The organism is Rhodococcoides kyotonense (genome assembly GCF_001645385.1).
GTDB classification, from domain to species: Bacteria; Actinomycetota; Actinomycetes; order Mycobacteriales; family Mycobacteriaceae; genus Rhodococcoides; species Rhodococcoides kyotonensis_B.
In genome coordinates, this window is record NZ_LVHI01000032.1 from 81,871 (window position 1) to 103,619 (window position 21,749).

Sequence of the window (21,749 nt, forward strand, 5' to 3'; positions counted from 1 at the left end):
CCCCGAATTCGGCCCCCGTGGCCGTGCCCGTCGTGCGGACACGGCATCTCACGCAGCATCCTAGGGTGAAGCTGCGTGTGGAGATCACCATACTGGTGGGGCCGTTTAAACGATGCGGACCAAGATCTCGGAGTGTCCGGCGCGGATGACGTCGCCGTCGGCGAGCTGCCAGTCCTGCACCGGAGCGCCGTTGACGGTCGTGCCGTTGGTCGAGCCGAGATCCGACAGCATCGCGACGCGTCCGTCCCATCGAATTTCCACGTGGCGACGGGACACGCCGGTGTCGGGCAGGCGGAACTGAGCGTCCTGGCCGCGGCCGATGATGTTCTGGCCGTCGCGTAGCTGGAAGTAGCGGCCGCTGCCGTCCTCGAGCTGCAGCGTCGCCGTCAAGCCCTGGCTGTCGCCGTACGTGGGCTCGTCGTAGCGGTAGCCGCCCTGCTGGTAGCCGCCCTGCGGCTGCGGCGGGTAGTCGTACGACGGCTGCTGCTGGTAGCCCTGGCGCCCCTGCTGGTCGTAGCGCTGGCCCTCGTAGGCCGTCTGATCGTAGTTCTGGTCCGAGTAGGCCTGCTGGCCGTAGCCCTGATCGGCGTAACCCTGGCCCTCGTAGGCCTGCTGGCCGTAGTTCTGCTCCGGGTACGCCTGCTGGCCGTAGCCCTGGTCGGCGTAGTTCTGGTCGGAGTAGGCCTGCTGTCCGTACGCCTGCTGGTCGTAACCCCGCTCGTAGGAGCCCTGGTCGTACGACTGCGGGTCGTAGCGATCGTCCTGAGGCGCGTTGCCCGGGTAAGGCGTGCCGTTGCGGTAGCCCTGGTCGCGTCCCTGCGCGTCGTAGCCGTTCTGCTGCGCGTACCGCGGATCCTGCCCGGGTGCCGGGTATCCGCCACGACTCCGCGGATCCTGGCGAGAGCCGTCGGCCGGATCGCGGTTGGGGTCGTAGCCTGGGTTCTGCGTCATTGGGCCGGCTCCTGATGTCGACTGGGGTGGGGCTGACGGGCGCGGAGGTCGTGCGGTTGCAGTCGGTGATCGTCCCACATCGGGATCCACCGAACCACTGGCCCGGAATTGTCCGGTGTGCAGAGTGGGTGACGGTTCGAATCTGACTGCCACGTCGCCGTACGTCTGCCAGCCCTGATCTCGGATGTAATCGCCGAGGTGACGGGAGAACGCCTTCACCGTCAGATCTCGGTCGGCAGCCAGTTCGTCGTGATCGGAACTGTTGATGGTGATCACATAGCTGTTCGGTGCGAGGTAATGGCCACTCTCGAGCTGTGTGACTCGGTCCGACGCCTCCTGCTGAAGCGCGGCTTCCACTTCTTGCGGAACCACACCGCCGCCGAACACGCGGGCGAACACGTCACCGACCGCTCCCTGCAACTTTCGCTCGAAGCGCTGGACAATGCCCATGGGTGACCTCTCCTCCCGGTCTCGATCCTCCTATGACCGACGAGCGCGTGTCGGCTCGAGGTCGTCGTCCAAGCATGATATACGTTGCCGGTTGCCGGGCGTCGCCGCCGATGGGCTGGTAACGACGCGATTTCATCGCTGCCGGATGTGCGTGTTAGTGTTTTCGACGTCGCCCGGGCGGGTGGCGGAATGGCAGACGCGCTGGCTTCAGGTGCCAGTGTCCTTCGGGACGTGGGGGTTCAAGTCCCCCTCCGCCCACAACACTGGCCGCAGCTGATTCGATCGCTGCGGCCAGTTGTCATTTCTGGGATTGTCCACAGCCCGCCGCTTCATACCCCCGGTGCGAGCCCGGCAAACTCTGCCTTCTCCCACGAATGCACGTGCCTGTGCGACGCGGCGAAACCACAGGTGTGTAATTTCCCCAAATCCCGCCCCAGAGCGCGGATCTCGGTGCGCGTGGACCCCCGTGGGAGTAGTTTCCGTGCCGAGGGTGGTTACGACGCATGCATTTTCGAGCGCAGGGGGGCGCTGTGAGCGACGTGAGAAATCACGAAACACCAGGTAGAGGGCCTGAATAGGTATACCTAATTTGCGAGGTGGGCTAGGTACTGACTTATCGTTTGTGGTTGGACCGGCGTACCCGATGCCCGATCCGCCCGTACGACGCTGCGAACTACACCGGAGCCCACCCGCTCGAGGTTAGTCGAAGATCGTCGATCCGGGGGTGCTGCTTCAACGGCGAACGGCACCGAAGAGCCGTCCGCGACGGCCGGCAATTCGTGCCGAGCCGATCCGACGTACTTGAAGGCTGGACTTATCCGAAGGCTAGGTATGAAGCACACTCCGGGCCCGCAAGGCCTCTACGACCCCCGTAACGAGCACGACTCCTGTGGTGTCGCGTTCGTCGTGGACATGCATGGTCGTCGTAGTCGAGACATCGTCGAGAAGGCCATCACCGCGCTGGTCAATCTCGAACATCGGGGCGCCGCCGGCTCCGAGCCGAACACCGGTGACGGCGCCGGAATCCTCATCCAGGTACCGGACGCCTTCTTCCGTGCCGTTGTCGATTTCGAGCTGCCCGCCGAAGGCGCGTACGCCACCGGAGTTGCGTTCCTGCCGCAGGGCAAGAAGGACGCTGCGCGTGCGTGCGACGACGTGGCTCGAATCGTCGAGGACGAGGGCATGCAGGTCCTCGGCTGGCGTGAGGTCCCCACCGACGACTCCTCCCTCGGTGCACTTGCGCGCGACGCGATGCCGACGTTCCGTCAGTTGTTCTTCGCCGCCCCTGACTTCTCCGTTACCGACCTGGAACTCGAGCGCCGCGCTTTCGTGATTCGCAAGCGCATCGAGCACGAGCTCGGTGAAGAGGGTGCAGGCAAGGACGTTCCCGGTCGCGAGACCGTCTACTTCCCGTCGCTGTCGTCGCAGACGTTCGTCTACAAGGGCATGCTGACGACGCCTCAGCTCAAGGGCTTCTACCTGGATCTGCAGGACGATCGGCTCGAGAGTGCTCTCGGTCTGGTCCACTCCCGCTTCTCCACCAACACGTTCCCGTCGTGGCCGCTGGCGCACCCGTTCCGACGCGTCGCCCACAACGGCGAGATCAACACCGCTACCGGCAACGAGAACTGGATGCGCGCTCGCGAGGCTCTGATCGCCTCCGACGTGTTCGGCGGTTCCGAGGCGCTCGAGAAGATCTTCCCCGTCGTCACCCACGGTGCCAGTGACACCGCTCGGTTCGACGAGGTCCTCGAGCTGCTGCACCTCGGCGGACGCAGCCTTCCGCACGCGGTCCTGATGATGATTCCCGAGGCCTGGGAGCGTCACGAGTCCATGGACCCCGCTCGTCGGGCGTTCTACCAGTACCACTCGTCGCTCATGGAGCCGTGGGACGGACCTGCATCGGTCTGCTTCACCGACGGCACCGTCATCGGCGCGGTTCTCGACCGAAACGGCTTGCGCCCCAGCCGGTTGTGGGTCACCGAGGACGGCCTCGTCGTCATGGCGTCCGAGGTCGGCGTCCTCGACATCGATCCGGCGAAGGTCGTCAAGAAGGTCCGTCTGCAGCCCGGTCGCATGTTCCTCGTGGACACCGCGCAGGGACGCATCGTCTCCGACGACGAGATCAAGGACGAGCTTGCTGCCGAGCATCCGTACCAGCAGTGGCTCGACGAGGGTCTGACCTCGATCGACGATCTGCCGGATCGCCCGCACGTGCACATGCCGCACGATCGCGTCCTCATCCGTCAGCAGATCTTCGGTTACACCACCGAAGAGCTGAACGTCCTCGTCTCGCCGATGGCGAAGACCGGTGCCGAGGCAATCGGTTCGATGGGAACCGACACCCCGATCGCCGTCCTGTCGGCGCGCCCGCGCATGCTGTTCGACTACTTCTCGCAGCTGTTCGCGCAGGTCACCAACCCGCCGCTCGACGCGATCCGCGAAGAGATCGTCACCAGTCTCGGTGGCACCATCGGACCCGAGGGCGACCTGCTCAACCCGGGCCCCGACGCGTGCAAGCAGATCGTGCTTCCTCAGCCGATCCTGCACAACGACGATCTGGCCAAGCTCGTTCACATCAACGACGACGGCACCCAGGACGAACTGCGTTCGGTCGTCGTGCGTGGTCTGTACCCCGTCGCCGAGGGTGGTGAAGGGCTCCGGAAGTCGTTGGAGGCCATCCGTTCTCAGGTGTCTGCCGCGATCTCCGGTGGCGCACGCATCATCGTGCTGTCCGACCGCGAGTCGAGCGAGAAGCTCGCGCCGATCCCGTCGCTGCTGCTGACCTCGGCTGTGCACCATCACCTGGTCCGCGAGAAGACGCGCACCAAGGTCGGTCTGATCATCGAGTCCGGTGACGCCCGCGAGGTGCACCACATGGCTCTGCTCATCGGTTTCGGTGCGGCAGCGGTCAACCCGTACATGGCCTTCGAGTCCATCGAGGACATGATCGAGCGCGGCGCACTCACCGGCATCGAGTTCGACAAGGCCGTCGCCAACTACATCAAGGCAGCAGGCAAGGGTGTCCTGAAGGTGATGTCCAAGATGGGCATCTCGACGCTGGCGTCGTACACCGGTGCGCAGCTGTTCCAGGTCATCGGCCTGTCGCAGGAGCTCGTCGACGAGTACTTCACCGGCCTCAACAGCCACCTGGGCGGCATCGACCTGGAGCAGGTCGCGCAGGACGTCGCCACGCGCCACGGCGTCGCGTACCTGGAGAACCGCCAGGAGCGTGCTCACCGCGAGCTCGAGACCGGCGGCGAGTACCAGTGGCGTCGGGAAGGTGAGTACCACCTCTTCAACCCCGACACCGTGTTCAAGCTGCAGCACTCGACTCGCACGGGTCAGTACGACATCTTCAAGGAATACACGAAGATGGTCGACGACCAGTCCGAGCGTCTCGCCTCGCTGCGTGGCCTGTTCCGTTTCAAGACCGAAGAGCGCCAGCCGATTTCGATCGACGAGGTCGAACCGGCATCGGAGATCGTCAAGCGCTTCTCGACGGGTGCGATGAGCTACGGCTCCATCTCGGCCGAGGCGCACGAGACCCTCGCCATCGCGATGAATCGCCTTGGTGGACGGTCGAACTCGGGTGAGGGCGGCGAGGACGTCTCGCGCTTCGAGCCGGAGGAGAACGGCGACTGGCGACGCAGTGCCATCAAGCAGGTCGCGTCGGGACGCTTCGGTGTCACCTCGCATTACCTGACCAACTGCACCGACATCCAGATCAAGATGGCGCAGGGAGCGAAGCCCGGTGAGGGCGGCCAGCTTCCGGCGCACAAGGTGTACCCGTGGGTCGCCGAGGTTCGGCACTCGACGCCCGGCGTCGGCCTGATCTCGCCGCCGCCGCACCACGACATCTACTCGATCGAGGATCTCGCGCAGCTGATCCACGACCTGAAGAACGCCAACCCCGAGGCACGCATCCACGTGAAGCTGGTCTCCGAGGTCGGTGTCGGAACCGTCGCAGCAGGTGTCTCGAAGGCGCACGCCGACGTCGTCCTGATCTCCGGTCACGACGGTGGCACGGGAGCCACGCCGCTGACGTCGGTCAAGCACGCCGGTGGACCCTGGGAGCTCGGCCTCGCCGAGACCCAGCAGACGTTGCTGCTCAACGGACTTCGCGACCGCATCGTCGTCCAGGTCGACGGCCAGCTCAAGACCGGTCGCGACGTCATGGTTGCCGCACTGCTCGGTGGTGAGGAGTTCGGTTTCGCCACAGCACCTCTCGTTGTGTCGGGCTGCATCATGATGCGCGTCTGCCACCTCGACACCTGCCCCGTGGGTGTCGCGACGCAGAACCCCGTGCTGCGCAAGCGTTTCGCGGGCAAGCCGGAGTTCGTCGAGAACTTCTTCATGTTCATCGCAGAAGAGGTTCGCGAGCTCCTCGCAGAGCTCGGCTTCCGCACGCTGAACGAGGCCATCGGCCAGGTCCAGCTGCTCGACACGACCGCTGCCAAGGAAGCGTGGAAGGCGTCGAAGCTCGATCTGTCGCCGATCCTCGACGAGGTCGAGTCCGCGTTCATGAACCAGGACCTCTACAACACGGGCGTCCAGGATCACGGACTCGAGAAGGCCCTCGACCAGCAGCTCATCGTCCAGAGCCGCAACGCTCTCGACAAGGGCGAGAAGGTCACGTTCGAAACCAAGATCACGAACGTCAACCGCACGGTCGGCACCATGCTCGGACACGAGCTGACCAAGGCGTACGGCGGAGTCGGCCTGCCCGACAACACGATCGACATCACGTTCACCGGTTCGGCGGGCAACAGCTTCGGTGCCTTCGTTCCGTCGGGCATGACCCTGCGCCTGCACGGCGACGCCAACGACTTCGTCGGCAAGGGCCTGTCGGGTGGACGCATCATCGTGCGCCCGTCGCTGAACGCTCCCGAGGGCTTCGTCGCCGAGGACAACATCATCGGTGGCAACGTCTTCCTGTTCGGTGCGACGCAGGGTGAGGCTCTCATCCGCGGTGTCGTCGGCGAGCGCTTCGCGGTTCGTAACTCCGGTGCGGTGGCCGTCGTCGAGGGCGTCGGCGACCACGGTTGCGAGTACATGACCGGCGGCAAGGTCGTCATCCTCGGTGAGACGGGACGCAACTTCGGCGCCGGTATGTCCGGTGGCGTGGCGTTCGTGTTCGATCCGAACAAGACGTTCGAGGCCAACCTGAACACCGAGCTGGTCGACATCGAGGAGCTCGAGGGCGACGAGTTCACGTGGCTCAAGGACATCGTCACCCGTCACCACGAGGAAACGGGATCCGCAGTCGCAGAACGCATCCTGGCGGACTGGTCACAGCAGGTGAACCATTTCGTGAAGGTCATGCCGCGCGACTACAAGAAGGTACTGCTTGCCATCTCCGAGGCCGAGAAGTCGGGCGCGGACGTGGACGAGGCGATCATGGAGGCAGCTCGTGGGTGACCCACAGGGATTTCTGAAGAACACCGTCCGCGAACTGCCGAAGCGTCGGCCAGTCGACCTGCGTCTGATGGACTGGAAAGAGGTCTACGAAGACTTCTCGAAGGACACCCTGCGGACACAGGCCAGCCGCTGCATGGACTGCGGAATTCCGTTCTGCCACAACGGTTGCCCGCTCGGTAACCTGATTCCCGAGTGGAACGACCTGGTCTACAAGGATCGCTGGCGCGAGAGCATCGACCGTCTGCACGCGACCAACAACTTCCCGGAGTTCACCGGTCGGTTGTGCCCGGCGCCGTGTGAGGCGTCGTGCGTTCTGGGCATCAACCAGGATCCGGTCACCATCAAGCAGGTCGAGGTCGAGATCATCGACAAGGCGTTCGAGGAAGGCTGGGTCGCTCCGGTCTATCCGACGCATCTGACCGGCAAGACGGTGGCCGTCGTCGGTTCCGGTCCCGCGGGATTGGCTGCGGCACAGCAGCTCACGCGCGCCGGCCACACCGTCACGGTGTTCGAGCGTGCCGACCGCATCGGTGGTCTGCTGCGCTACGGCATTCCCGAGTTCAAGATGGAGAAGCGCCACATCGACCGCCGTCTGGCTCAGATGGAGGCCGAGGGCACGGTGTTCCGTACCGGCGTCAACGTCGGTGTCGACGTCACCGCCGACGAGCTGCGCGCGCAGTTCGACGCCGTCGTGCTGTCCGGTGGTGCCACCGCGTGGCGCGACCTGCCGATCGAAGGCCGCGAGCTCGAAGGCATCTACCAGGCGATGGAGTTCCTGCCCCACGCCAACCGTGTGCAGCAGGGCGACTACGCCGAACCGCCCGTCAGCGCCAAGGGCAAGAAGGTCGTCATCATCGGTGGCGGTGACACCGGTGCCGACTGCCTCGGCACGTCGCACCGTCAGGGTGCCGAGAGTGTCCACCAGTTCGAGATCATGGCTCGCCCGCCTGCCGAGCGCGCCACCTCGACGCCGTGGCCGATGTACCCGCTGATGTTCCGCGTCGCGTCCGCGCACGAGGAGGGCGGCGAGCGCGTGTTCTCCGTCAACACCGAGCGTTTCGTCGGCAAGGACGGCAAGATCACTGCGCTCGAGGCGCACGAGGTCGAGTTCAAGGACGGGAAATTCGAGAAGGTCGAGGGTAGCGAGTTCACGCTCGAGGCCGATCTCGTCCTGCTGGCGATGGGCTTCGTCGGACCGGAGAAGCCGGGTCTGCTCACCGATCTCGGTGTCGACCTGAACGAGCGCGGCAACGTCAAGCGCACGAACGAATGGGCAACCAACGTCGACGGCGTCTTCGTCGCCGGTGACATGGGCCGTGGCCAGTCGCTCATCGTGTGGGCAATCGCCGAAGGTCGTTCCTGCGCAGCAGCTGTGGACACGTTCCTGCAGGGCGCAACGGCGCTCCCCGCGCCGATCGTGCCGACGCAGGCGCCGCAGCGGTAGTTTTCTCCCGCCCCCGGGCATCGTTGGGTCACTCCGCAGGCTCCGCTCCCGGCCGGCATCGATGGACCGCAGCAGCCGATAGACGGTTGCTACGGTCCATCGATGCGTTTGGGGGCGTGCGTTTCGGGGCGAGCGCTTCGGTTACCTCCGTTAACCGGACGGGCATCGTTTCGACATGGACGGCTGGCATTGTCACGGGTGACAACGTCACGCCCGAGTATCAGTGAGGCCGTCCAGAATGCGTGTGAAGAAGCTCGTCGCTGCCGTCGGAACACTTGCGGCCGTCGTCGCGGGGACCTCGGCTCTGACTGCCGGTCCCGTGTCGGCCGATCCTGCCGACTGTCCCAGCCTCTACGTCGCCGCGATTCCCGGCACGTGGGAGACCAGTTCGGGCGCAGCCCCGCGGCCGGGGATGCTGACCGCCGTCACGGACCGCATCGCGAGCGCGGACATTCGCACCGAGTACGTGTCGTACCCCGCCACCGCGTTCCCGTGGGAGGGCGGTGTGTACGGCGAGTCACGCGCGATCGCGACGGCCAATGCGGGCGGCATGCTGAAGGCGATGGCGGATCGTTGCGGCGCAACGAAACTCGCGGTCATCGGCTACAGCCAGGGTGCCGACGCGGCAGGCGACCTCGCGGCCTCGATCGGCAGCGGTCTTGGCGTCGTACCCGCGGATCGGTTGGTCGCCGTCGGACTCATCTCCGACCCCAAGCGTTCCGACGTCGACGCGTTGGTCGGGCCCGAGGTCGTCGGCACCGGTGTCGGTGGGCCTCGGGTCGGCGGTTTCGGATTCGTCAGCCCGGTGGTTCGGACGTTCTGCGCCGTCGGCGATCTGTATTGCTCGACGCCGAAGGACGACTACATCGCGCGCCTCGCCGGGTTCCTCGCGGTGTCGTCCGATCCGAATCCGAACGTGCTGCAGCAGGCTGGGCAGGAGGCGCAGGTTCTGCTCGGTGACATCGCCGACGCGGGCGGTCTACCGATCCTGCAGGGCCAGCTGACCGATCAGGCCAACGAGCAGCGTCGACGCGAGATCGACGCGTTCTACCGCTCCGGCATCCACCAGGAGTACGGCAGCTACGCCGTCGACGCGAACGGAACGAGCGCGACGACCTGGCTGGCGAACTACCTGCGCAGCAAGGCCTAGACCTTGTCGACGACGGCCTGCCGCGAACGAAGCAGCAGGTAGACGGCCACCGCGGCGACACCCATTCCCGCTGCACTCCATGCCGCGGCGAGGTTGAAGCCGTCGACGAAGCTCGATGCGGCCAACTCACGCAGCATGTCGTTCAGCGGCGCCGGGAGATAGTCGGCGACGGCCATACCGCCACCCACGGTTTCCGACGCGGGGCCGGCGACCTCGGGTGGTGTCTCGGGCGGTAGGGCGTCGGAGACGCGGTTGCGGTAGACGGTGGTACCGATCGTGCCGAGGATGGCGATGCCGACGGCGCCTCCCAGCTCGGCACCGGTCTCGGACAACGCCGATGCGGCACCTGCCTTCTCCGGTGCCGCTGCGGTGAGAACGATGTCCGAGTTCATCGTCGACGCCGCACCGATGCCGAGCATCATCGCCGTCATACCGGTGATGAGCAGTGGCAGTCCCGATCCGGCTTCGATGAAGGTCATCGTGAATGCGCCGATGCTGATCAGCAGCAGACCACCGGCGATGATGACACCCGTCGGGACGACCTTGCTGACGGTCGGAGAGAAGACGGCTCCCGCTGCGGCAGCCGCGGCCGGGATGAGCAGCCACAGGCCGGCGGCGAGCGGGCCGAGTCCGACCACCAGTTGCAGGTACTGCGACGCGAACAGACTGAAACCCGTGACCGCGAAGATGACGAGGAACTGCACGAGAACGGCTGTGGTGAAGGCACGTTCGGAGAACAGGGTGACGTCGATGAGCAGGTCTCGTCCGCGGCGCTGACGCCTGACGAAGAAGAAGCCGAGGATCAGCCCGCCGACGGCGGCCCCGATGGTCGCGGCGTCGAGGCCGTCCTGCGCGCCGTGCTTGATGGCGTAGACGATCCCGAGCATCGCGGCGATCGACAGTACGACGCTCAGGGGATCGAACTTTCCCGGGTCGGGATCCTTGAATTCGGGGACGAGCAGGGGCGCACTGACCAGCAACAGCACCATCACCGGGATGTTGACGAGAAACACCGAGCCCCACCAGAAATGCTCGAGCAGGAAGCCGCCGACGACGGGCCCGATCGCGCCGCCGCCCGCGAAGCCCGCCGTCCACAGTCCGATGGCTTCCTTGCGCTGCGCGGGATCGTGAAACATGTTGCGGATCAACGACAGTGTGCTGGGCGCGATGGTGGCGCCACCGACGCCGAGCAGGGCTCGCGCGACCAGCAACATCTCGGGCGAGGTGGAGAATGCGGCGATGAGCGATGCCGCACCGAACACGAGTGCGCCGATCAGCAACAACCTGCGTCGGCCGATGCGGTCGCCGACCGATCCCATCGTGATGAGCAGGCCCGCGAGCAGGAATCCGTACAGGTCGAGAATCCATAGCGTCTGATTGCTGCTGGGCTCGAGATCCGCGGTGACCGCGGGCAAGGCCAGGTACAGCACCGAGATGTCCATCGAGACCAGCAGGATCGGAATGACGAGGACACTGAGCCCGAGCCAGTCTTTCCGCGTCGCCTTGTCGTGCACGATTCCCCTTCGCGTCGGGTGCCGGGTGGAGCGTCCGATATGACCGTACCGGCGCTTTCCGACAATTCGACGGCTACGCGAGGCTTGCGGACTCCTCGGGCACCCGCGTCGTCGAGACTCCTCGGTACACGAGACCGGAGATCACGAGCAGAACGACGGTGAGTGCGACGGCAACCCAGGCCGTCGACGTCATGGTCCCGTCGCCGATGTCGCGGGCACCGGCCGCGGTGTAGGCCATCGGCACGAAGGCCGACATCTGACCCCAGATCGCCGCGTTCGACGCGTACGCCGCGCCGCAGACGACGACCTGTACGAGCAGAAGCGCGAGATTGACCGCCTGTCCGACGGCTGCACCGAGCACCCGCTGAATCGCACCTGCGGCGGCGAGGTAGGCGGCCGCCGAGACCAGCAGGAATGCACCGGCGCCGAGGAGGGCGCCGATCGAGGCGTCGGGTGCGGTGAACGCGAACGCGAGTGCTGCCGCTACACCGACGGCCAGGGAGGCGACGCCTGCCGCAAGCCAGGAGCGTAGCCCGCGGAGTGACCCTGAATTCTGCGGGCGGCTATCCCGGCTGAGGACGCGCACGAGACTGACGGCCCCGACAGCACCGACGGCGACGAGTGCGGCGATCAGATACGGCGCGACCGAGGCCTCCGACTCGTCGACCGTCACGGCGGTAGGCGTCGCGGCCGGTGCGCTCAGTTCCTTGGCCGACGGCAACCCGGCCGTCGCCTCGCTGACGTTCGTCTGGATGCCGCTGACGATGCCCGGGACCGGTTCGACGGATGTGACCAGCTGTTGCGTGCCCGCGCGCAGCTGCTTGCCGCCGTCGTCGAGCTGGCCGAGTCCGTCCCTGAGCTGGACGGTGGCGTCGCCGATCTGTCCTGTCGCAGTCAGGAATTGGCTCGACGGGTCGTTGAGCTCGCTCGACAGCTGACGCGCCCCGCTCTTCAGTTCGGAGAGCTGGCCGAGTGTCTGCGGCCCGAGTCCCTGGGTGTTCAACGTGTCGATGACGCCGCGAATCTGTGCGGCAGCTTCCTGCGATCCGGGTGTCGGGAATGCGGCGACCTGGGCCGCTGCGGCCTCGAGCTGCGCGGTGAAGCCTGCCTGCTGCTCACCCAATCCGGTGAGTTGATCGACCACCAGGTCGACGCCACCGCTGATCTGCGACGCGCCGTCGCCGAGCTGACCGATGCCGTCGCGGTACTGCACCCACCCGTCGGCGAGCTGGACCGTGCCGTCGTGGGCCAGGGTGATGCCGTCGGACAGCTGTCCGGCACCGTCGTTGAGCTGGTTGCCCCCGTCGGTGAGCTGAGTCAGACCGCCGGACAGCAAGCTGATGGGAAGCCCTGCCCGCTGCAGGTTCTGCCGCGGCGACGCCAGCGGGTCACCGGACGCCTCGGCGGGCGTTTCGGTGGCAGTGTCCACCCGGACGGTCTCGGCCGGGTCGAGGTCGTAGCCTGCACCGAGTGTGAACGCACCGGCGGCCACCAGCGGGAAGGCGATGGCAAGGAGTGCAACGGACGGCCTGCGAAGGACACTGGATACGCGCATAGTGTCCCTGAGGCTAACCGTCTCGACAGGTCGTCTCGACCACGAAGAGCCGGTGAAACGGGTGAAAAGCCGGTGCGACCTGGCAGTTTAAGAGTCCTATGAGATTCGGACGCCGTCAGCGGTTCCGCGGCAGCAGATCCCACACGTGCTGAGTCTCGTTGACCGACGCAACCGATCGATTTCCGTTGCGCGCGTACAGAATCCGAGTAATCGAGCAGTAGTCGATCGGGAAGCCGAGCACCTTCGGCGTGCCGAGGATGTGTTGCAGCAGGATGTTGACGACGCCGCCGTGCGCGAAGACGACGACGGTATCGCTGTGTTCGACGCCGTCGACCGCGTCCGCGATCCCGTCGAGCACACGCGCCCGGAAGGCTGCCTCGTCGACCTGTTCGGGCAGGTGCCCGGCCTTGATCCGCTCGAAGGCGTCGCGGAACTCGGTGCGCGCGGCTTCGATCGGGATGTAGCCGGCGAAGTCGCGGTCGTACTCGGCGATGCGCTCGTCGGACTCCAACGACAAGCCGAGCTCGGCGGCGAGCACGGTTCCGGTCTGCACCGCGCGCAGCTGCGTGCTGGCGACGGTCTTCGCGATCGGAAAGCGGGCCAACGCACCTGGAACTCGTTTCGCCTGCTCGTGGCCGAGTTCGTCGAGCGGTGGGTCGGCCGACACCTCGGACCGTTGCGGGAGTGCGTGGCGCACGAGGATCAGCTGCACTGCTCTACCTAACCACGAGGCTTCTGCCGCTTCGGATCACCATGGTCCGAAAAGCCTGGACCTGACGCGCGAGCTGACGCGTCGGCCACACCATGCCGATGCGTCGTCGAGCAGACAGGTCGTCGATGCGGACCTCGACGGTCTCGGGGCCCTGACCACGCAGGCGCGGCAGAATGCTGACGCCGAGGCCGGCGCCGACGAGACCGCGCACGGTGTGGATGTCCTGGCCCTCGAACGCGATGTCCGGGGTGATGCCCGACTCCGCCCACAGGTCCTCGCAGATCGAGCGCATGCCGAATCCATGGCCCATCGCGACGTAACTTTCCTCGGCGGTGTCGGTCAGATTCACCGATTTCCGACGCGCGAGCCGGTGATCGGCGGGCACGACCAGCACGAGTCTCTCCTCGTACAGCTGGAACGAGTTGTCCTCGGTGTGCTCGGCGCTGAGCGACACGAACGCGACGTCGGCAGACCCGTTGTCGAGACGGTCGAGGCATCGTGTCCGCGCGCCCTGATCGAGCGCGAACGTGACGGCCGGATGGTCGGCGCGGAACCGTTTGATCAGCGCAGGCACGACGTCCTCGCCGAGCGTGTTCTGGAAGCTGATCGAGATCCGGCCACGTGCACGGGCGTCGTGCTCGCTCATCGCGTCGAGACCGGCTTCGAGGTCGGCGACGGCTCGTTCGAGGTACGGAACCAGGATGCGTCCCGTCGTCGTCAGCGAGATTCCTCGACCCTTCCGCTCGACGATGTCGACCCCGAGAATCGCCGACGCTCTCGCCATCTGACGGCTGACCGTCGGCTGCGGAACGCCGAGCACGTGCGACGCCTCGGTGATGTGCTCGGTATCGGCGACGGCCAGGATCGTCGGAATGAGCGGGAGCAATGCCGCTGCCTCGTCGCGCATAGAGCCAATGATATCGCCGACGCATGAAAAGCGGTGCCGTCATGCATTGGACGTATGTTCCCCACGACTTCTAACGTCGAGGCAATGAGTGCATCGGTCAGTGAAGTCCAGCGGTATGGCTGGGAGGGGCATCCGCGGGGATCGCGCGAGTACAAGAAACTCGTCGCCGCGCTGTTGTTCGCCGGCATCGCGACGTTCGCTCAGCTGTACTCGGTGCAGGGCATCCTGCCGCTCATCGCGTCGAACCTGCAGATCACGCCGTCGCAGTCGTCTCTTGCGGTCGGGTTGGCGACCGTCGGCGTCGCCGTGTCGGTCCTGCCGTGGTCGATCGTCGCCGACCGCATCGGACGCGTCCGTGCCATGTCCGTCTCCATCGTCGTCGCGACGATGTTGGGACTCGTCGTTCCGCTGTCCGGTTCGCTACCGATGCTGCTGTCGCTACGTTTCTTCGAGGGCGCGGCTCTCGGCGGACTGCCCGCGATCGCCATCGCCTACCTGAGCGAGGAGGTCCACCGCAGCCACACCGCGCTCGCTGCCGCGACCTACGTCTCGGGCACGACGCTCGGTGGGCTGCTCGGACGCATCGTCGCGGGACCCGTCGGCGAATTCACGAACTGGCGTGTCGGGACGTTGACCGTGTCGATCATCGCGGCCGTCGCCGCAGGCCTCTTCCTGTTTCTGGCCCCCACGCCGCGACGGTTCGTCGGTGGCACGTCCGACGGGCCGTCACTCGGGGCACGGCTGTGGGCGAACCTGCGCGAACCGAGCATGCTCGCGCTGTACTCGCAGGGCTTCCTGCTGATGGGCGGGTTCGTCACGATCTACAACTTCCTCGGTTTCCGCCTCGAAAGTGCGCAGTTCGGTCTGCCGCAGTCGCTGATCAGCCTGATCTTCGTCGCGTACCTGAGCGGCACGGTGTCGTCACGAGTCGCCGGGCAGTTGGCCGTCAAGCATGGCCGTGGTCCGGTACTCGCGGGGTCGACGGCCGTCATGATCGCCGGTGTCGCGCTGACGATCAGCAGCAATCTGATCGTCATTCTGGTCGGACTCGTCATCCTGACCGTCGGATTCTTCGCCGCCCACGCGATCGCGTCGGGCTGGACGGGTCAACGCGCGACGGTCGGCCGCGCTCAGGCCACGTCGCTGTACAACCTCTTCTACTACGGCGGCTCGTCCCTCGTCGGCTGGGTCGGCGGCGTCGTCTACCAGCAGTTCGGCTGGACGGCGATGGCGGTGTTCGTCGCGAGTCTTGCGGTCGCCGCGGCCGCCGCTGCGCGGCTCGTGCGCGGATAGTCGGGCCAGGGTGCAACTATCCGCGGACGGGTGCGAAGCGCACTCACGCGGTGACGAACGCGATCACGACCAGGGCGTACACCGTGACCGCGACCGCCAGTAGGACCACGCTCAGGTAGCCGAGAATCAGCCCGGCCAGCGCGATCCCGGCACCCTGCTCACCGGTTCGCTTGATCTGGTTGCGCGCGATATGGCCGAGAACGACGGCGACGACGCCCGCAATGCCGGTGAACAGCCCGAAGACGCCGCAGATCAGCGCACCGATCGCCATCGTGTTCGTTCGACGGGGAGGCTGAAATCGGTAGCCCGGATACGGTCCCTGCTGATAGGCCATCAGCAAAGTCTCGCATCGGCCCGAATATCGGGCAATTCGGTCGTGTCAGACCGCAGCTGCCAGCGCCACCGTCAACGGCACGACGCTGAGACAGCAGATCGCCGCCACCAGAAGGGCGATGACGCGTCGGCGATTCCATCGTTGCTGAGCGCCTGCGGCTGCAGACACGAACAAGACGAATCCGACGCACACCGACGCGATGGTGACGGCGACCGGCCAGGAGATCATGCGGAGGTCACGAGCTGACTTTGCCCCACCCGACGTAGGCGTCGACCTCGAGATACCCGGTGACACGCGCCTGGTCGCGCACGGGATACGGCTCACCCGTGTAGTGAGTCGAGATGCGGTCGATGTCGACGAGGTTCGGGTCGTCCTGCAGCGTGATGGTGCCGTGGACGGTGACGTGGGTGTACCAGCTGGCCTCGTCGAGCACGGAGATGGAGACCTTGGGGTTGGCCTTGATGTGTTCGAGGCGCTTACGGTCGGCCTGGAAGTTGAGGACGATCTTGTCGTCTTCCCACAGGTACCAGGTGGGAGCGGTGATGGGCGTTCCGTCGGCGCGCACGACGGCCATGACGGCCGGGTTCGGCTTCTTCAGGAGTTCGACGGCATCTGCAGGCAACGGTGGCTTCGGCATGTAGCCAAAGGTACCCAGCGCGTCGAAAACCTACTCCACTCCCGCCCAGATCGAGGTTGTGCCCACGAAAACCGTGTTTCGCCGGCACAACCTCGATCTCGACGCGATGTGTTACAGCTTCGGAAGCTTGACGACCTGGCCCGCGTAGGAGAGGCCGGCGCCGAATGCGAGCAGCAGCGCGGAATCGCCCGGCTTGACCTTGCCGGTGCGCAGCAGCTCTTCCATCGCCAGCGGGATCGACGCGGCCGACGTGTTGCCGGTCTCGGCGATGTCGTTGGCGACAGGCGTCTCGTCGGGCAGGTTCAGGCTCTTGGCGAGAAGCTCGGTGATGCGGCTGTTGGCCTGGTGCGGGACGAAGGCATGGACCTCGTCGGCTTTCATGCCCGCGACGTCGAGAACCTTCTGTGCGGCCTTGCCCATCTCGAACGCGGCCCAGCGGAAGACGGAGATGCCGTTCATCTTGATCCACGGACGCTCGGCGTCCGCAGTGGTGATGTAGTCGTACCAGTCGATGGTCTGGACGATGGCGTCGGACTGCGATCCGTCCGAACCCCAGACGACGGGTCCGATCTCGGTCTCGTCGCTGGCTCCGACCACGACGGCACCCGCGCCGTCGGCGAAGATGAATCGCGTCGTGCGGTCGTACGGGTCGGTGGTGAGGCTGAGCTGTTCGGCACCGATGACCAGCACGTGCTGGGCGGTGCCCGCCTTGACCAGGTCGGATGCGACGGCCAGTGCGTAGCAGAATCCAGCACATCCGGCGCAGATGTCGAATGCGGCCGGGCCCTTGGTGCCGAGACCGTGCGCGACCTTCGCGGCGGCCTGCGGAGTGAGTTCGAGATGCGTCGACGTCGCCACGATGACGGTGTCGATCTGGTCGGCGGAGACGCCGCTGGCCTCGAGTGCCTTCTTGCCTGCCTCGATGGACATCTTGACGACGTTGTCCTCGGGCTCGGCGAAACGTCGGTTCTTGATCCCGGACCGCGTCTGAATCCACTCGTCGCTCGAGTCGATGAACTCACAGATCTCGTCGTTGGTCACGACTCGTTCGGGCCTGTAGACGCCCAAACCGAGAAGCTTGGACTGACGACCCTGGGTCGTGCTGATCGGCGTACCCATCTCTGGTTCCCTTCGTGCTACCGCGCCATCGCCGGGCTTGGGCTCGGGTCTTGGGCTGCGGGCTCGGGGAACACGTTACGTGTCGACGCCTTCGTGATGTGACACCAACCTCGCTATCAGGCCCGACACGACCTCCGGCTGGTCGATCATCGCGTGATGATGGGCGTCGTCGACGACGGCGAACTCGGCGTTCAGATACTGCGCGAGCCGTCGTTGTTTGCGAATCCACGCGCGCCCCCATGGCGTCGGGCGCCCGGTGTGGGCGGCGGCGACCGTGACGGGCACGTCCGGCATGAGTGTCCGACGACGGATCGCATTCAGCTCGCTCGCCATGTCGGGGTAGACGAAGTTCTCGATCATCGCGGCTTCCAGGTACGACGGGGTGCGGTAGATCTGCCGAATCCAGTCGTACGTCTCGATCGGAATGCCGTCAGGCGGGATCGAGTGGTTGAGAATTCTGCGCACCGTCGGCCCGAGCACGTACTGCACACCGCTCGCGCTCGACGTCGTGGCGAGGCCGTACGCCGCCGATATGCGTATCGACTTCGGGATCACCGCCCACGGGTCGCGTTCGGCACTGGAGTCGAGCAGCAGAATGCCCGCCGTTCGGCTCGGGTGCAGCCGGGCGAACGCCTCGGCGTAGAACCCGGCGATCGAGTGGCCGACGACGTAAGCCTGCTCGGTGAGTCCCACTGCGTCGAGTACCGCGAGGATGCGGTCGGCCTCCCCGGCGGCCGTCGGCGTCGTTCCGCGCGGTAGTGGTTCGCTGAGCCCGAAGCCCGGGCGGTCGAACACGACGACGGTGTGGAACGGCGACAGGATGTCCACACAGTCGTTCCAATCGAACCAGTTACCTCCGAGTCCGCCGCACAGCACGACCGCCGGACCGCCGCCCGTGACGAGTACGTGGGTACGCAGACCATGCACTGTCACGAACTCGCCGGGTGGTTTCATGTGAAACATTCCAGCGTCGACGCCGTCACTGTCGTGGCTTCGCCAGAGGGAACGCGAGGGTCTCGCGGATGCTGCCGCCGGTGATGAGCATGACGACGCGGTCGACGCCCATACCGAGTCCACCGGTGGGCGGCATGCCGTACTCGAGTGCCTGCAGGAAGTCCTCGTCGAGAGACATCGCCTCCTCGTCCCCGCCTGCCGCGAGCAGTGACTGCTCGGTCAGTCGCTGACGCTGATCGACCGGATCGGTCAGCTCGCTGTACGCGGTCCCGAGTTCGACGCCCCACGCGACGAGGTCCCACTTCTCGGCGACGCCGGGAATCGAGCGGTGCGGACGCGTCAGCGGTGACATCGACGTCGGGAAGTCCTTGTAGAACGTCGGGAATTCGGTGTAGTCCTCGACGAGGTGCTCGTACATGCCCTGTGCGACGGCGCCTGCGTCCCAATCCTTTTCGTACGGAATGTCGTTCTCGTCGCACAGTCGCTGCAGCTCCTGAAGCGGGGTGTCCGGTGCGACGTCGACTCCGAGTTTCTCGGCGACGGCTCCGTGCAGTGTCTTGACGGGCCATTCGCCGGAGATGTCGATCTCGATCATCTCGCCGTTCGGACCGTCGGGTCGCAGCACGATCTCGCGGCCGTGCGCCGCGACGGCCGCCTTCTGAATCAGCTCGCGGCACAACACCATTGCGCGCTCGTAATCGCTGTGCGCTTCGTATGCCTCGAGGATCGTGAACTCCGGGTTGTGTTTGAAGTCGGCGCCTTCGTTGCGGAACACTCGGCCGATCTCGAAGACCTTGTCGATGCCGCCGACGCACAGTCGTTTGAGATAGAGCTCGGGTGCGATGCGCAGGTACAGGTCGAGGTTGTACGCGTTGATGTGGGTGACGAACGGGGCAGCGTTGGCACCGCCGTGCACCTGTTGCAGGATGGGTGTCTCGACTTCCATGTACCCGCGGTCGGACAACGAATCTCGTAGTGACTTCACGACATTGCTGCGCGCGATCATGAGCTTCCGTGCGGACGGGTTGATCGCAAGGTCCACATAGCGTTGTCGCACACGGGATTCCGGGTCGGTGAGTCCTTTCCACTTGTCCGGCAACGGATGCAGGCACTTGGCGTTCATGCGCCAGTCCGACGCCAGCAGCGAGAACTCACCTTTCTTGCTACGGCCGATGACGCCGCTGACCTCGATGAGATCACCGAGATCGAAGTCGGAGTCGAACGAGTCGAGCTTGTCGCCGACTCGCATCTGCTCGAAGAGCACCTGGATGTCGTCGGTCCAGTCGCGTACGACGGCGAACGCGACGCCGCCGTAATCACGAATTCGCAGGATACGGCCGGCAATTCGGACCGATGTGCCCTGTGGTGCAGTGAGTGCATCGGCGACGGTATGCGTCGGCGGATATGCGACGGGGTAGCCTTCGACGCCGTCTCCGCTGAGCCTGTTCAGCTTTGCGATGCGGACGCGCACCTGGTCGGGGCGCTTCGGGCCGACCGACACGAGCTCGTCGTCGACCGTGTCGGGCCCACTGCCGTCGCTGTGGATCTGCTCGCTGCCGACGAGCGCCGCAGGCACCGCGACGTGACTGCCGGTGTGCTTGCTCGCGCGTCGGAAACTGGGGAGCGTCAGAAAGCCTTCGGCGATGGCCGACGCGATCCCGACCTTCGGGAGTTCGCGATTGTCGGCGAAGCACAGGTAGCGCGGTTCCCACTCCGGTTGGTACTTCACGTTCGAGCGATACAGGGCCTCCAGCTGCCACCACCGGGAGAAGAAGACGAGCACCGATCGCCAGATGCGCAGTACCGGACCCGCGCCGATGCGGCTGCCTTCTTCGAACACCGAACGGAACACCGCGAAGTTGAGCGAGATCTTCTGGACGCCGAATTGATCGCCGCCGGTGGCCAGTTCGGTCACCAGCAGTTCGATGACGCCGTTCGGTGACTGCGGGTCGCGACGCATCAGATCCAGCGACACACCGGTGCGACCCCACGGCGCGAGCGACAGAACGGCGACGGTCTTCTCGCCCTGACGTGCCTGGACGAGCAGGCAGTCACCGTCGAGCGGATCCCCGAGGCGGCCCAGTGCCATCGAGAAGCCGCGCTCGGTCTCGGTGTCGCGCCACGCGTCGGCGCACTCGATGATGTCCTGCATCTCCGGTGCCGGGATGTCGCGGTGCCGTCGAATCTCGACGGTGACGCCGGCCTTGCGGGCGCGGTTGACGGCCTGTCGTACCGGGCGCATCTCTCGGCCGTTCAGATTGAACTGCTTGGTGTTCAGAATCGCTTCGTCGCCCAGTTCGAGGACGTTGAGTCCGGCGCGCTTGAACGCCGTCGCACCGGTCTCGCTTGCGCCCATGACGGCAGGCGACCACCCGTACTTCTCGGCGAGTCCGAGCCACGCGTCGATGGCGTGTGGCCACGCCTCCGGGTTTCCGATCGGATCGCCGCTGGCGAGGCAGACGCCGATCTCGACGCGGTACGTCACCGCTGCCTTGCCGCTCGGTGCGAAGATGACGGCCTTGTCGCGACGCGTCGCGAAGTATCCGAGCGAGTCGTCGGCGCCCCACTTGTCGAGCAGCCCGCGTAGCGCCGACTCGTCGCTTCCGGTCAGTGCGTTGCTCGAGCGCTGTGAGCGGAACAGCGTGATGGTCGCGGCGAGCAGTGCGAGCGCGCCGAACAGCCCGAGCAGGGTGTTGACGAAACCGTGTGGCCGACCGTCGAATTGCTCGTTGTCGACGGTCGCCAGCGCGGTGACGCGGTTGAATGCCCACAGGAAGGTCTGGCTCTCCGGGAGAGTGCCGGGGAACAGCGCGACGAGAGCCCAGCCGACGAGGGTGCCGACGACGGCACCGAGAATCAACACCCCGAGTGCTTTCCAGCCGGCGCCGCGCCTGACGCGGGTGTAGAACTCGCGTCGGGACGCGATGAGGATTCCGATGACGACGAGATGGACGCCGAGCGCGATCCAGGCATCGACCTTTCCGGTGTCGATGCCTTCGGCGATGTTCGTGAGTGCCAGCAGCACCAGGTAGATCGTCAACAACCACCAGGCGATGCGTTTGCGGCTCGCGAGCGCCGCCGCGAGAATGCCGACGACGAGCGCCCACGAGAGCGACGTGTCGGGGGCGTCGAAATAGTAGGTGTCGATGTACTCACGCGGCACCCGGATGACGACGCGCAACGCAGGCGACAGGCTCCACAGGAACACGAAGACCGCGTACACCCCGAGCACCAGCCCGGCGATGTGCGGAACTTCCGTCAGCCGACCGTGCGCGGGAGGAACGAATGCGCGCGGAGCCGACTTCTCC

Annotated in this window: 15 protein-coding genes and 1 tRNA gene; 5 read left to right on the forward strand and 11 right to left on the reverse strand. The window is 65.8% G+C overall.

All coding sequences use genetic code 11. The features are described 5' to 3' along the window. Positions 1 to 105: 105 nt before the first annotated feature. Positions 106 to 1,401: a DUF3662 and FHA domain-containing protein gene (locus tag A3K89_RS19960; protein WP_068429693.1), complete on the reverse strand. Its 1,296-nt coding sequence runs from the start codon at positions 1,399 to 1,401 to the stop codon at positions 106 to 108. Between the two features lie 175 nt (positions 1,402 to 1,576). Between A3K89_RS19960 and A3K89_RS19965 the strand changes: the two genes are divergently transcribed. The 4 genes from A3K89_RS19965 (at position 1,577) to A3K89_RS19980 (ending at position 9,416) form a co-directional block, all read left to right on the forward strand. After that, positions 1,577 to 1,659, forward strand: a tRNA-Leu gene (locus tag A3K89_RS19965). A 573-nt stretch (positions 1,660 to 2,232) separates the two neighbouring features. Next, positions 2,233 to 6,822, forward strand: coding sequence for a glutamate synthase large subunit (gene gltB, locus A3K89_RS19970; RefSeq protein WP_068429696.1), 4,590 nt, complete (start codon positions 2,233 to 2,235; stop codon positions 6,820 to 6,822). Further along, positions 6,815 to 8,266, forward strand: coding sequence for a glutamate synthase subunit beta (locus A3K89_RS19975; protein ID WP_068429699.1), 1,452 nt, complete (start codon positions 6,815 to 6,817; stop codon positions 8,264 to 8,266). The genes gltB and A3K89_RS19975 overlap by 8 nt, the downstream gene beginning before the upstream one ends. Positions 8,267 to 8,504: 238 nt before the next feature. Next, a complete protein-coding gene (locus A3K89_RS19980; RefSeq protein ID WP_068429700.1) occupies positions 8,505 to 9,416 on the forward strand; it encodes a cutinase family protein in 912 nt (303 codons plus the stop codon). On the opposite strand, the gene A3K89_RS19985 is transcribed toward A3K89_RS19980, so the two are convergent. The 4 genes from A3K89_RS19985 to A3K89_RS20000 form a co-directional block, all read right to left on the reverse strand. Next, positions 9,413 to 10,930, reverse strand: coding sequence for an MFS transporter (locus tag A3K89_RS19985; RefSeq protein WP_254303596.1), 1,518 nt, complete (start codon positions 10,928 to 10,930; stop codon positions 9,413 to 9,415). The genes A3K89_RS19980 and A3K89_RS19985 overlap by 4 nt on opposite strands. A 73-nt stretch (positions 10,931 to 11,003) precedes the next feature. Beyond that, positions 11,004 to 12,485, reverse strand: a complete 1,482-nt coding sequence (locus tag A3K89_RS19990) for a phage infection protein (protein WP_068429702.1) — start codon at positions 12,483 to 12,485, stop codon at positions 11,004 to 11,006. 115 nt (positions 12,486 to 12,600) lie between these two features. After that, positions 12,601 to 13,197: a histidine phosphatase family protein gene (locus tag A3K89_RS19995; protein ID WP_068429703.1), complete on the reverse strand. Its 597-nt coding sequence runs from the start codon at positions 13,195 to 13,197 to the stop codon at positions 12,601 to 12,603. 4 nt (positions 13,198 to 13,201) lie between these two features. After that, complete coding sequence (locus tag A3K89_RS20000; RefSeq protein WP_068429705.1) at positions 13,202 to 14,104, reverse strand: LysR family transcriptional regulator; 903 nt, start codon at positions 14,102 to 14,104, stop codon at positions 13,202 to 13,204. Between the two features lie 84 nt (positions 14,105 to 14,188). Here A3K89_RS20000 and A3K89_RS20005 point away from each other — a divergent pair, with 84 nt between their 5' ends. Continuing rightward, complete coding sequence (locus A3K89_RS20005) at positions 14,189 to 15,397, forward strand: MFS transporter (protein WP_068429707.1); 1,209 nt, start codon at positions 14,189 to 14,191, stop codon at positions 15,395 to 15,397. 43 nt (positions 15,398 to 15,440) lie between these two features. Here A3K89_RS20005 and A3K89_RS20010 read toward each other — a convergent pair whose 3' ends face one another. From A3K89_RS20010 to lysX, 6 genes are all read right to left on the reverse strand, one after another. After that, positions 15,441 to 15,731 carry a DUF4190 domain-containing protein gene (locus A3K89_RS20010; RefSeq protein ID WP_068429708.1) on the reverse strand — a complete coding sequence of 97 codons (291 nt, stop codon included), beginning with the start codon at positions 15,729 to 15,731 and terminating at the stop codon, positions 15,441 to 15,443. A gap of 45 nt (positions 15,732 to 15,776) precedes the next feature. Then, positions 15,777 to 15,959, reverse strand: a complete 183-nt coding sequence (locus A3K89_RS20015) for a hypothetical protein (RefSeq protein ID WP_068429709.1) — start codon at positions 15,957 to 15,959, stop codon at positions 15,777 to 15,779. Between the two features lie 7 nt (positions 15,960 to 15,966). Next, positions 15,967 to 16,368 (reverse strand): PPOX class F420-dependent oxidoreductase, encoded by a 402-nt coding sequence (locus A3K89_RS20020; protein ID WP_068429711.1) that lies wholly within the window; start codon positions 16,366 to 16,368, stop codon positions 15,967 to 15,969. A 111-nt stretch (positions 16,369 to 16,479) separates the two neighbouring features. Continuing rightward, positions 16,480 to 17,487: a beta-ketoacyl-ACP synthase III gene (locus A3K89_RS20025; protein WP_068429714.1), complete on the reverse strand. Its 1,008-nt coding sequence runs from the start codon at positions 17,485 to 17,487 to the stop codon at positions 16,480 to 16,482. 75 nt (positions 17,488 to 17,562) lie between these two features. After that, on the reverse strand, positions 17,563 to 18,450 hold the full coding sequence (locus tag A3K89_RS20030) for an alpha/beta fold hydrolase (RefSeq protein ID WP_068429717.1): 888 nt from the start codon (positions 18,448 to 18,450) through the stop codon (positions 17,563 to 17,565). Between the two features lie 16 nt (positions 18,451 to 18,466). Further along, positions 18,467 to 21,703 (reverse strand): bifunctional lysylphosphatidylglycerol synthetase/lysine--tRNA ligase LysX, encoded by a 3,237-nt coding sequence (lysX, locus tag A3K89_RS20035; protein ID WP_254303608.1) that lies wholly within the window; start codon positions 21,701 to 21,703, stop codon positions 18,467 to 18,469. Between the last annotated feature and the right edge of the window lie 46 nt (positions 21,704 to 21,749).

Coding starts and splice junctions, on each gene's coding strand:
- A3K89_RS19960 (WP_068429693.1), bottom strand. CDS start 1,401: ATGGGCATTGTCCAGCGCTTCGAGCGAAAGTTGCAGGGAGCGGTCGGT.
- A3K89_RS20010 (WP_068429708.1), bottom strand. CDS start 15,731: ATGGCCTATCAGCAGGGACCGTATCCGGGCTACCGATTTCAGCCTCCC.
- A3K89_RS20020 (WP_068429711.1), bottom strand. CDS start 16,368: ATGCCGAAGCCACCGTTGCCTGCAGATGCCGTCGAACTCCTGAAGAAG.
- A3K89_RS20030 (WP_068429717.1), bottom strand. CDS start 18,450: ATGTTTCACATGAAACCACCCGGCGAGTTCGTGACAGTGCATGGTCTG.
- A3K89_RS20025 (WP_068429714.1), bottom strand. CDS start 17,487: ATGGGTACGCCGATCAGCACGACCCAGGGTCGTCAGTCCAAGCTTCTC.
- A3K89_RS20005 (WP_068429707.1), top strand. CDS start 14,189: ATGAGTGCATCGGTCAGTGAAGTCCAGCGGTATGGCTGGGAGGGGCAT.
- A3K89_RS20015 (WP_068429709.1), bottom strand. CDS start 15,959: ATGATCTCCTGGCCGGTCGCCGTCACCATCGCGTCGGTGTGCGTCGGA.
- A3K89_RS20000 (WP_068429705.1), bottom strand. CDS start 14,104: ATGCGCGACGAGGCAGCGGCATTGCTCCCGCTCATTCCGACGATCCTG.
- gltB (WP_068429696.1), top strand. CDS start 2,233: ATGAAGCACACTCCGGGCCCGCAAGGCCTCTACGACCCCCGTAACGAG.
- A3K89_RS19990 (WP_068429702.1), bottom strand. CDS start 12,485: ATGCGCGTATCCAGTGTCCTTCGCAGGCCGTCCGTTGCACTCCTTGCC.
- A3K89_RS19980 (WP_068429700.1), top strand. CDS start 8,505: ATGCGTGTGAAGAAGCTCGTCGCTGCCGTCGGAACACTTGCGGCCGTC.